An 11,956-nucleotide genomic window follows, 5' to 3' on the forward strand; every position below is an offset into this window, starting at 1 on the left:
GGCTGTGTAAATCTTGCTGATGAATTCAGTCGCGCAGCGATATACCTAGCTAGGCTGGTATTTCGGGTCCGAAAACGTGCGCGGCGGCGGCCCCGTCCCTGAACGTGCGCCGCTGGAGTGCGTGACCCGCGAAGGAGAGTCCCGATGACACGCGCAGCGCGACCGCCCACTCGCCGAACCGCCGGAATCGGTGGCCCGCTCGAGGAACTGCTGGAACGCAGTGGCCGGTTCTTCACCCCGGGCCAGGTCTCGCCGGATCTGCGCACCGTCACCCGCCGGGGCGGGCGTGAGGCGGACATCTTCTACCGGGACCGCTGGAGTCACGACAAGGTGGTCCGGTCCACCCACGGGGTGAACTGCACCGGCTCGTGCTCCTGGAAGATCTTCGTCAAGGACGGCATCATCACCTGGGAGAACCAGGCCACCGACTACCCCTCGGTGGGCCCGGACCGGCCTGAGTACGAGCCGCGCGGCTGCCCGCGCGGCGCCTCGTTCTCCTGGTACTCCTACTCGCCGACCCGGGTGCGCTACCCCTACGCGCGCGGAGCGCTGGTTGAGATGTTCCGGGAGGCCAAGGCACGCCTGGGCGACCCGGTGCTGGCCTGGGCGGACATCCAGGCCGATCCCGAGCGCCGCCGGCGCTACCAGCAGGCCCGCGGCATGGGCGGTCTGGTCCGGGTGTCCTGGGCCGAAGCCACCGAGATGATCGCGGCCGCCCATGTGCACACCATCAAGACCTACGGCCCGGACCGGGTCGCCGGGTTCTCGCCCATTCCGGCGATGTCGATGGTGTCGTTCGCGGCCGGGGCGCGTTTCATCCAGCTGCTCGGCGGGGTGATGACGTCCTTCTACGACTGGTACGCCGACCTGCCGGTCGCCTCGCCCCAGGTCTTCGGCGACCAGACCGACGTCCCGGAATCCGGGGACTGGTGGGACGCCGCCTACCTGATGATGTGGGGCTCCAACGTCCCGATCACCCGCACGCCCGACGCGCACTGGATGGCCGAGGTGCGGTACCGGGGCACCAAGGTGGTCACCGTCAGCCCCGACTACGCCGACAACACCAAGTTCGCCGACGAATGGATGCCGTGCGCGGCCGGCACCGACGGCGCCCTGGCGATGGCGATGGGCCACGTCATCCTCACCGAGTGCTACGTCAAGCAGGAGGTGCCGTTCTTCACCGACTACGTGCGCCGCTACACCGACCTGCCGTTCCTGATCAAGCTGGAGGAGCGTGACGGACGGCTGGTTCCGGGAAAGAACCTGACCGCCGCCGACCTGGGCCAGGATGTCGAAAATGCCGCGTTCAAGCCGGCCCTGCTGGACGAGGTCACCGACAGTGTGGTGGTACCGCAAGGCTCGTTGGGCTTCCGCTGGGGCGACGAGGGCATGGGCAAGTGGAACCTGGAACTCGGCGATATCCGGCCGGCGTTGACCGTCAAGAACCCGAAATTCCTCAACGGCGATCAGCCTGCCGCACTGGTCTCACTGCCCGGGTTCGACACGGTGAGCGGCCAGGGCACCGTCATCGAGCGCGGAGTGCCGGTGCGTCAGGTCGGCGAGCACCTGGTCTGTACGGTTTTCGACCTGATGCTGGCGAACTACTCGGTGCGCCGGCCCTGGCTGCCTGGCGAGTGGCCGACCGGTTACGACGACGACACGCAGGTCAACACCCCGGCATGGCAGGAGTCGATCACCGGCGTCTCGGCCACCCAGGCGATCCGGATCGCGCGCGAATTCGCCCGCAACGCAGAAGAATCCGGCGGACGGTCGATGATCATCATGGGCAGCGGGATCTGCCAGTGGTTCCACGGCGACACCACCTACCGGGCGGTGCTGGCGCTGCTGATGCTCACCGGATCGATGGGACGCAACGGCGGCGGCTGGGCGCATTACGTCGGCCAGGAGAAGGTGCGCCCGCTGACCGGATGGCAGACGATGGCCGCGGGCAACGACTGGTCGCGGCCGCCGCGACAAGTGCCGGGTACCTCCTACTGGTACGCCCACACCGACCAGTGGCGCTACGACGCCTACGGGGCGGAAAAGCTGACCACGCCGCTCGGGCGCGGCCGATTCGATGGCCGGCACACCATGGACATCCTGGCGTCGGCCACCGCGATGGGCTGGAGCCCGTTCTACCCGCAGTTCGACCGCTCCAGCCTGGATGTGGCCGATGAGGCCGACGCCGCCGGCCGCGATGCGGGGGAGTACGTCGCCGAGCAACTCGCCGCCGGCGACCTGAAGCTGTCGGTCACCGATCCGGACAACCCGGTGAACTGGCCGCGGGTGCTCACGGTGTGGCGGGCCAACCTCATCGGCGCTTCCGGCAAGGGTGGGGAGTACTTCCTCAAGCACCTGCTGGGCACCGACGCCAGCGTGATGGGGGAGCCGCCCGCCGGCGGGGTGAAACCCGCCGATGTGCGCTGGGACCGCGACATTCCCGAGGGCAAGCTCGACCTGCTCATGTCGATCGACTTCCGGATGACCTCGACCACGCTGATGTCCGACGTCGTGCTGCCGGCGGCCACCTGGTACGAGAAGGCCGACCTGTCGTCGACCGACATGCACCCGTACGTCCACTCGTTCAGTGCGGCGATCGATCCGCCCTGGGAGACCCGCAGCGACTACGACGCATTCGGCGCGATCGCCCGGACGTTCAGCGCATTGGCGGCTAAGCACCTCGGCGTCCGCAACGATGTGGTGATCACGGCGATGCAGCACGACACCGCCGACGCGATGGCCTACCCCGACGGCGCCGAGCGTGACTGGCTGCGCAGCGGCGAGACGCCGATTCCGGGCAAGACCATGCCCAAAGTTACTGTGGTGGAACGCGATTACACCACCATCGGTGACAAGTGGCAGTCACTTGGTCCGCTGGTGGACACCTTGGGTCTGACCACCAAGGGCTACACCGTGTTCCCGCATGAAGAGGTCGAGGACCTGGCCGCGAGGTTCGGGGTGATGACGTCCGGCGCCGGGACCGGGCGCCCCGCACTCACCACCGCGACGCGGATGGCCGACACCGTGCTGGCGCTGTCGGGCACCACCAACGGCCGGATCGCGACGGAGGGCTTCCGGGAGCTGGAGAAGCGCACCGGCCGGCGGCTGGCGCACCTGTCCGAGGGCAGCGAGGAGAAGCGGATCACCTACGCCGACACCCAGGCGCGGCCGGTGCCGGTGGTCACCAGCCCGGAGTGGTCCGGCAGCGAGACCGGCGGACGGCGCTACGCCCCCTTCACGATCAACATCGAATGCCTCAAGCCTTTCCACACCCTGACCGGCCGGATGCACTTCTACACCGCGCACGACTGGATCGAGGAACTAGGCGAACACATGCCGGTGTACCGCCCGCCGCTGGACATGGCGCGGCTGTTCGACGCCCCCGAGCTCGGTGAGACCGGTGATGGCATCGGGATCACCGTGCGGTACCTGACCCCGCACTCGAAGTGGTCGTTCCACTCCACCTACCAGGACAACCTCTACATGCTGTCGCTGTCCCGCGGCGGCCCCACCATGTGGATGAGCCCGGGTGATGCCGCGAAAATCGGTGTGAAAGACAACGATTGGATCGAAGCGGTCAACGTCAACGGAATCTTCGTGGGGCGCGCGATCGTGAGCCAGCGGATGCCGGAAGGTGTGGTGTTCGTCTACCACGTGCAGGAGCGCACCGTTGACACCCCGCGGGCCGAGACCAACAACAAGCGCGGCGGCACTCACAACTCGTTGACCCGGATCCGGGTCAAGCCCAGCCACCTCGCCGGCGGCTACGGCCAGCACGCGTTCGCGTTCAACTACCTGGGCCCCACCGGAAACCAGCGCGACGAGGTGACGGTGGTGCGTCGCCGCCGGAACCAGGACGTGAGGTACTGAAGCGATGAGAGTAATGGCGCAGATGGCCATGGTGATGAACCTGGACAAATGTATTGGGTGCCATACCTGTTCGGTGACCTGCAAACAGGCTTGGACCAATCGGGAGGGCACCGAGTACGTCTGGTTCAACAATGTCGAAACCCGGCCCGGCGGCGGATATCCGCGGACCTACGAAGATCAGAGCCGCTGGAAGGGTGGCTGGACGCGGGACAAAAAGGGCCGATTGCGCCTGCTGGCCGGCGGTCGACTCCACAAGCTGCTGAACATCTTCGCCAACCCCAACCTGCCGCACCTGACGGACTACTACGAGCCGTGGACCTACGACTACGAGAACCTCACCGCCGCGCCGCTGGGCGACACCATCCCGGTCGCGGCGCCGAAGAGTTCGATCACCGGCGAGCCGATGCAGATCCAGTGGGGACCCAACTGGGACGACAATCTCGCTGGTGCGCCCGAGACGCTGGTCAATGACCCGATCCTGGCGAAGGTCGGTGACCGCGTCAAAAGCGAGCTCGAAGAGACGTTCATGTTCTACCTGCCGCGGATCTGCGAGCACTGCCTGAATCCGTCGTGTGTGGCGTCGTGCCCGACCGGGGCCATCTACAAGCGCGAGGAAGACGGCATCGTGCTGGTCGACCAGGACCGCTGTCGTGGCTGGCGGCTGTGCGTGTCGGGTTGCCCGTACAAGAAGGTGTACTTCAACCACAAGACCGGCAAGGCCGAGAAGTGCCACTTCTGTTATCCGCGTATCGAAGTCGGGCTGCCGACGGTCTGCTCGGAGACCTGTGTCGGCCGGCTGCGCTACATCGGCCTGGTGCTGTATGACGTCGACAAGGTGCTCGAAGCGGCTTCGGTGGACAACGACGCGGACCTGTACGAGGCGCAGCGCGGTGTGTTCCTGGACCCGACCGACCCGCAGGTGATCGCGGGAGCTCGCGCCGAGGGGATTTCCGATGCCTGGATCGAGGCCGCGCAGCGCTCCCCGATCTACGCGTTGATCAACACCTTTCAAGTGGCGTTGCCGCTGCATCCCGAATACCGGACCATGCCGATGGTCTGGTACATCCCGCCGCTGTCGCCGGTGGTGGATGCCGTCAGCCGGGACGGGCATGACGGCGAAGACCTGGGCAACCTGTTCGGGGCGCTTGCGGCGTTGCGTATTCCGATGGCTTACCTGGCCGAACTGTTCACCGCCGGCGACACCGGCGTGGTCGAGGGTGTGCTGCGCCGGCTGGCGGCGATGCGCTCCTACATGCGCGACATCAGCCTGGGACGCGAGACCCAGCCGCACATACCCGCCTCGGTCGGCATGACCGAGGAACAGATGTACAACATGTACCGCCTGCTGGCGATCGCGAAATACGAAGAGCGTTATGTGATTCCCACCGCCTACAGCCAGCAGGCGCACGATCTCGAACACCTGGGCTGCTCGATCACCGGCGGGCCCGACGGGTATGGGGAGGATCCGTTCGTCGGCGTCGAGGACGTCGCGAAGTCGTCGTTTCATCTGGTCGAGAACGGGCACGCGCAGCGGCCGCGGGGCCGGACCAACCTGCTCAACTGGGGTGGCGGCGAGCAGGCCGTACCGGAGATGTTCCCGGAGCACCAGTGAAGCGATTCATCCATTCCCTGCGACGCCCACCCGGCGGACCTGCCGACCGGGCGGTGTGGCAGGCCGCGTCCCTGTTGCTGTCCTACCCCGACGAGCAACTGCTCCAGCGGCTCGACACCGCCGAGGCACTGCTTGCCCATGCCGACGCAGCGGCGGCGAATCTGCTGCGGCGTACGGTCACCGCGCTGCGCGAGGCTGACCCGATGGCCGCCGCCGCCGACTATGTCGAAACCTTCGACATGCGGCGGCGCTCGACGATGTTTCTGACCTACTGGACCGGTGGTGACACCCGCAACCGCGGAATGCAGATGCTGACCTTCGCCACCGCCTACCGCGAGGCCGGCGCCGAGCCGCCGGTGGGGGAGGCACCTGACCACCTGCCGGTGGTACTGGAGTTCGCCGCGACGGTGGATCCGCAGGCCGGCCGTCGGCTGCTGCTGGCGCACCGGGCGCCGATCGACGTCCTGCATCGTGCGTTGAGTGACGCGGGGTCGCCGTATGCCTACGCCGTGGCAGCGGTCTGCGAGACGCTCCCGGCGGCGACCGATCAGGAGGTGCGCAACGTGAGTGAGCTGATGGCTTCTGGCCCGCCGGTGGAAGCCGTTGGGCTGCAACCGTACTCGGCGGCCGTTTCGCTGGGCATGCCGAAGGTGCCGACGCGATGACGGGCGTCACCGTCCTCAGCACCGCCGAACTGTGGTGGGACATCGTGCCGTACTTCGTGCTGGCGATCGCGGGCGTCGCCACCTGGTGGCGATACAAATACGACAAATTCGGCTGGACCACCCGCTCGTCGCAGTTGTATGAGTCCAAGCTGCTGCGGATCGGCAGCCCGATGTTCCACTTCGGCAGCTTCGTGGTGATCGCCGGACACATCATGGGCCTGTTCGTCCCGGAGTCCTGGACCCGGGCACTGGGGATGAGCGATCGGCTCTATCACCTGCAGGCGCTGATCCTTGGCCTGCCCGCCGGCATCGCCACCCTGATCGGCGTCGGGCTGCTGATCTACCGGCGCCGCACCGAGCGATCGGTGTTCAAGGCCACCAGCGTCAACGACAAGCTGATGTATGCGGTGCTGGTGTGCGCACTGGTGGTCGGGATGAGCTGCACCCTGATGGGCACCACCGCCTACGGCGAGGCGCACGACTACCGGCAGACCGTCTCGGTCTGGTTCCGGTCGATCTTCACGCTTGATCCACGCGGTGATCTGATGCTGCAGGCACCGCTGTATTTCCAGATCCACGTCATGATTGCGTTGACTTTGTTCGCGCTCTGGCCGTTCACTCGTCTGGTACATGCGTTCAGCGCGCCGATCGGTTATCTGTTTCGGCCATACATCGTCTACCGCAGCCGCGACGTCGCAAGGAGGAATCAACCGATGGGTTCACGACCGCAACGGAGGGGCTGGTGAGAATCCGCGCGGCCCTGCTCGGCGCCCTTGGCTGTATCTGCCTCGCTGCGCCGGCTCACGCCGATCCCTCGGAGACCGACACCGCCTTCCTGGTGTCCCTGCGGGCCGCCGGCATCACCTACACCAACGCTGACCAGGCCATTATCACCGCCAAGTTGGTGTGCGGCTTGATCGCCGAGGGCAAGCCGAGCCCGGAGGTGTTGGAGGGTCTCAAGGCCCGCAACCCGGGCCTGACGACTGAGCACGGAACCCAGTTCGTGGGGATCGCCGCCCAGTCGTACTGCCCGGACCAGCTGGTGCGCAACGGCGCGGCGGTCACACCCTGACGGACCGGCCGGAGCAACCCATGCAGGTCGTGATTCCGGAGTGGATGCAGCCGATCTACGACAACTTTCACTACGCGCCAGCCGTCATCGTCGGCGATCAGCTGCGCTGCTCGGGCATGATCGGGATCCGGCCCGACCTGAGCGTTCCGGAGGACCCGACCGAACAGATCACCCTGGCCTTCGAGAATCTGCGCGGGCTGCTCGGCGAGGTGGGTCTCACCTTCGCCGATGTGGTTGAGATGACCACTTACCACGTCGGGCTCTCTGAGCAGATCGACCGATTCGTCGCCGTCAAGGACACCTTCGTGTCCGCCCCGTACCCCGCGTGGACGGCCGTCGGCATTTCCGAACTGGCCATCCCCGGGGCGGTGGTTGAAATCCGGATCACCGCACGCCTGAGCTGAGCTGCGCGCGCAGGCGCTGGTCGGCATAAAGTTACAGACGTGCCACTGCCTGACGACGTCTATTCCCGGCTGCTTGCGTTCCGCACGCGGCTGCGGCGCTTTGAGCGGTGGAGCGCCGACCAGGCGCAAGCGGCCGGACTCACCCCGGCACAGCACCAATTGCTGCTGGCGGTGCGCGGCCACAGCGACTCGCGGGGGCCGACGGTCGGCGACATCGCGGAGTACCTGCTGTTGCGCCACCACAGTGCCGGAGAGCTGATCCAGCGGGCCGAAGCCGCCGGCCTGGTCACCCGGGTCCGCGACAGCGGCGACCAGCGGGTGATCCGGCTGCAGCTCACCGAAACGGCGGCGCAGTGTCTGCAATCGCTGACCGAACTGCACCTCAAGGAGCTCGAGAGGTTCTCCGCGGAGTCCTCCCTCGGGCTGTGACGTCGCTTTCACGTTTTCGCGATTGACAGGGTGCGCTGGCAGAATCGCCCGGTGAACTTTCGTAACGTCGCCATCGTCGCGCACGTAGACCACGGCAAGACGACTCTGGTCGACGCCATGCTCCGCCAGTCCGGCGCCCTGCAGGAACGCGGCGAGGCCGCCGACCGGGTGATGGACTCCGGTGACCTGGAGCGGGAAAAGGGAATCACCATCCTGGCCAAGAACACGGCCGTGCATCGCCACAACCCCGACGGAACCGTCACCGTCATCAATGTGATCGACACCCCGGGCCACGCCGACTTCGGCGGCGAGGTAGAACGCGGGTTGTCCATGGTCGACGGCGTGGTACTGCTGGTGGACGCCTCCGAGGGTCCGCTGCCGCAGACCCGGTTCGTGCTGCGCAAGGCGCTGGCCGCGCACCTGCCGGTGATCCTGGTGGTCAACAAGACCGACCGGCCCGACGCCCGGATCGCCGAGGTGGTCGACGCCAGCCACGACCTGCTGCTCGACGTGGCCAGCGACCTGGACGACGAGGCGCAGGCCGCTGCCGAGCACGCGCTGGGGCTGCCCACGCTGTACGCCTCGGGCCGGGCCGGGGTGGCGAGCACGGTAGCGCCGGCCGACGGCCAGGTTCCCGATGGCGAGAACCTCGACCCGCTGTTCGACGTGCTGCTCGAGCACGTCCCGCCGCCCTCGGGCGACCCGGAGGCGCCGCTGCAGGCGCTGGTCACCAACCTCGATGCCTCGCCGTTCCTGGGCCGGCTCGCCCTGATCCGGGTCTACAACGGCCGCATCCGTAAGGGCCAGCAGGTCGCCTGGATGCGCGAGGTCGACGGCGAACCGGTGACCGCAGGCGCGAAGATCACCGAACTGCTGGTGACCGAGGGGGTTGAGCGCACGCCCACCGACGAAGCCGAAGCCGGCGACATCGTCGCCGTCGCCGGGATCCCCGACATCATGATCGGTGACACCCTGGCCGATCTGGCCACCCCGGTCGCGCTGCCGCGCATCACCGTCGACGAGCCGGCGATCTCGGTGACGATCGGAACCAACACCTCGCCGCTGGCGGGCAAGGTCTCCGGCCACAAACTGACCGCGCGGATGGTCAAGACGCGTCTGGACACCGAGCTGATCGGCAACGTCTCGGTCCGGGTCGTCGACATCGGCCGTCCCGACGCCTGGGAGGTCCAAGGCCGTGGCGAGCTGGCGCTGGCCATCCTCGTCGAGCAGATGCGCCGCGAGGGCTTCGAGCTGACCGTCGGCAAGCCGCAGGTGGTGACGCGCAAGGTCGACGGCAAGGTGCACGAGCCGTTCGAGCACCTCACCGTCGACTGTCCCGAGGAGTACGTCGGCGCCATCACCCAGTTGGCGGCGGCACGCAAGGGCCGGATGACCGAGATGGCCAACCACACCACCGGGTGGGTGCGGATGGAGTTCATCATCCCCAGCCGCGGCCTGATCGGTTGGCGCACAGACTTTCTCACCGAGACCCGCGGCACCGGCATCGCCAACGCGGTGTTCGAGGGCTACCAGCCGTGGGCCGGCGAGATCCGCGCTCGGCACACCGGGTCGCTGGTCTCGGACCGGGCCGGCACCATCACCCCGTTCGCGCTGATCCAGTTGGCGGACCGTGGGCAGTTCTTCGTCGAGCCGGGCCAGGACACCTATCAGGGCATGGTGGTCGGCATCAACCCGCGGGCCGAGGACCTCGACATCAATGTCACCAAGGAGAAGAAGCTGACCAACATGCGGTCATCGACGGCCGACGTGATGGAGACGCTGGCCCGCCCGATCGAGCTCGATCTGGAGCAGGCGATGGAGTTCTGCGCGGCCGACGAGTGCGTCGAGGTCACCCCGGAGGTGGTCCGGGTGCGCAAGGTCGAACTGGACTCGACGCTGCGGGCGCGCAGCCGGGCACGGGCCAAGAACCTCTAGGGTTGGGCGCGGTTTTGCGCGCTGCGCGACGGTCTTCGCGTCGAAATCGCCGCCCGGATACCCTGGTGGCCGTGCCGAGACCAGCCCGCCGAGCCCGTGTCACGGCGGCAGCGCTGGCTTGCGTGATGCTGCTGTTGGTGTCGGGGTGCACGGTCAACCCGCCACCGGCGCCACAGAGCACCGAGACCCCGAAAAGCGCTCCGCCACCGCCGAAGCGGATCAGCCAGATCATCATGGGCATCGACTCCATCGGGGCCGGCTTCAATCCCCATCTGCGCTCGGACCTGTCGGCGGTCACCGCGGCGATCAGCGCGTTGGTGCTGCCCAGCGCGTTTCGGCCCGTCCCGGACTCCAGCACGCCCACCGGGTCGCGGTGGGAGATGGACCCGACCCTGTTGGTGTCGGCCACGGTGACTTCCGAGGCGCCGTTCACGGTGACCTACCGGATCCGCCCCGAGGCGTCCTGGACCGACAACGCGCCGATCGCCGCCGACGACTTCTGGTACCTGTGGCAGCAGATGGTCAGCCAGCCCGGCGTCGTCGATCCGGCCGGTTATGACCTGATCACCGGCGTGCACTCCGTCGAAGGCGGCAAGCAGGTGGTGGTGACCTTCGCCAAGCCGTACCCGGCTTGGCGGGAGCTGTTCAACAACATCCTTCCGGCGCACATCGTCAAGGACGTGCCCGGTGGTTTCCCGGCCGGGCTGGCCCGGGCGCTGCCGGTCACCGGTGGCCAGTTCCGGGTGGAGAACATCGACCCGCAGCGCGACGCGATCCTGCTCGCCCGTAATGACCGCTACTGGGGCCCGCCGGCCAAACCGGACCTGGTCCTGTTCCGCCGCGCCGGCTCAGCGGCAGCGCTGGCCGACTCCATCCGCAACGGGGACACCCAGGTGGCCCAGGTGCACGGCGGCTCGGCGGCGTTCGCTCAGCTGTCGGTGATCCCCAGCGTGCAGACCACCCGGGTGGTCACGCCCCGAATCATGCAGCTCGCGCTGCGGGCAGCGGACCCCAAACTGGCCGATGTACGGGTGCGCCGGGCCGTTCTGGGACTGCTCGACGTCGGCCTGCTGGCCACGGTGGGCGCCGGCAGCGACAACACCGTCACCTTGGACCAGGCCCAGATCCGTACCCCCAGCGATCCCGGCTACGTGCCCACCGCGCCGCCGGCCATGTCCGAATCGGCGGCGCTGGCGCTGCTGCAGGCGGCCGGCTACCGCGTCGAAAAGGATGCGCCGCCGTCCGCGCTGGTTCCACCGGCCGGCTCGGCCACCGGCGTGCCGCACCCGCCGGAGATCACCCGGGGGCGGATCAGCAAGGGCGGCGAGCAGTTGTCCTTGGTCATCGGGGTGGCGGCCAACGACCCCACCTCGCTGGCCGTGGCCAACACCGCCGCCGACCAGCTGCGCAACGTCGGCATTGCCGCGACGGTGCTCGCGCTCGACCCGGTGAAGCTCTACCGGGAAGCGCTGGTCACCCACCAGGTCGATGCGATCGTCGGCTGGCAGCAGGCCGGCGGCGACCTGGCGACGCTGCTGGCTTCGCGCTACGGCTGCGGTGCGCTGGCGCCCACCACCGTGCCCACCTCGGGCACCCCGGTTCCGGCGCCTTCGACAACTCCGCCGCAGTCCCCGGCGCCCGCACCGGCCACCCCGACCTCGAAGGCACCGCCGCGCACCCCCGCGCCAGGCGCGCTGGTACAGGCTCCGTCGAACATCACCGGCGTCTGCGACCATGCCATCCAGGCCGAGATCGACGCCGCCCTCGACGGCAGCAAACCCATCGGCGAGGTGATCGCCGCCGTTGAGCCGCGGCTGTGGAATATGGCGACGGTGCTGCCCATCCTGCAGGACACCACGATCGTGGCCGTCGGCCCGAGCGTGACCAATGTCAGCCTGACCGGCGCGGTACCGGTGGGCATCGTGGGCGAGGCCGGGAACTGGATCAAGCTGCCCTGATGCTGCCCTAG

The 11,956-nt window shown here is 67.9% G+C and carries 9 protein-coding genes; all 9 read left to right on the plus strand.

What is annotated here, in order from left to right:
• Window positions 1-144: 144 nt before the first annotated feature.
• The 9 genes from K3U94_RS06365 (at window position 145) to K3U94_RS06405 (ending at window position 11,945) form a co-directional block, all read left to right on the plus strand.
• Window positions 145-3,870: a nitrate reductase subunit alpha gene (locus tag K3U94_RS06365; protein WP_220695954.1), complete on the plus strand. Its 3,726-nt coding sequence runs from the start codon at window positions 145-147 to the stop codon at window positions 3,868-3,870.
• 4 nt (window positions 3,871-3,874) lie between these two features.
• Window positions 3,875-5,482, plus strand: coding sequence for a nitrate reductase subunit beta (gene narH, locus K3U94_RS06370; RefSeq protein WP_047317139.1), 1,608 nt, complete (start codon window positions 3,875-3,877; stop codon window positions 5,480-5,482).
• Window positions 5,479-6,147 (plus strand): nitrate reductase molybdenum cofactor assembly chaperone, encoded by a 669-nt coding sequence (gene narJ, locus K3U94_RS06375; RefSeq protein ID WP_220695955.1) that lies wholly within the window; start codon window positions 5,479-5,481, stop codon window positions 6,145-6,147. Before narH ends, narJ begins: the two co-directional genes overlap by 4 nt.
• Window positions 6,144-6,893 (plus strand): respiratory nitrate reductase subunit gamma, encoded by a 750-nt coding sequence (narI, locus tag K3U94_RS06380; protein ID WP_047317137.1) that lies wholly within the window; start codon window positions 6,144-6,146, stop codon window positions 6,891-6,893. The genes narJ and narI overlap by 4 nt, the downstream gene beginning before the upstream one ends.
• Window positions 6,890-7,219, plus strand: coding sequence for a DUF732 domain-containing protein (locus K3U94_RS06385; protein WP_220695956.1), 330 nt, complete (start codon window positions 6,890-6,892; stop codon window positions 7,217-7,219). Before narI ends, K3U94_RS06385 begins: the two co-directional genes overlap by 4 nt.
• A gap of 20 nt (window positions 7,220-7,239) precedes the next feature.
• Window positions 7,240-7,623, plus strand: a complete 384-nt coding sequence (locus K3U94_RS06390) for a RidA family protein (RefSeq protein WP_047317134.1) — start codon at window positions 7,240-7,242, stop codon at window positions 7,621-7,623.
• Window positions 7,624-7,662: 39 nt separating this feature from the next.
• Window positions 7,663-8,052, plus strand: a complete 390-nt coding sequence (locus K3U94_RS06395) for a MarR family winged helix-turn-helix transcriptional regulator (RefSeq protein ID WP_220695957.1) — start codon at window positions 7,663-7,665, stop codon at window positions 8,050-8,052.
• Between the two features lie 51 nt (window positions 8,053-8,103).
• The gene (typA, locus tag K3U94_RS06400) at window positions 8,104-9,987 is read left to right on the plus strand and encodes a translational GTPase TypA (protein ID WP_047317630.1); all 1,884 of its coding nucleotides are present in this window, start codon (window positions 8,104-8,106) and stop codon (window positions 9,985-9,987) included.
• A gap of 65 nt (window positions 9,988-10,052) precedes the next feature.
• Window positions 10,053-11,945 (plus strand): ABC transporter family substrate-binding protein, encoded by a 1,893-nt coding sequence (locus K3U94_RS06405; protein ID WP_220695958.1) that lies wholly within the window; start codon window positions 10,053-10,055, stop codon window positions 11,943-11,945.
• Window positions 11,946-11,956: the final 11 nt, after the last annotated feature.

The organism is Mycolicibacter heraklionensis (assembly GCF_019645815.1).
Taxonomy (GTDB): domain Bacteria; phylum Actinomycetota; class Actinomycetes; order Mycobacteriales; family Mycobacteriaceae; genus Mycobacterium; species Mycobacterium heraklionense.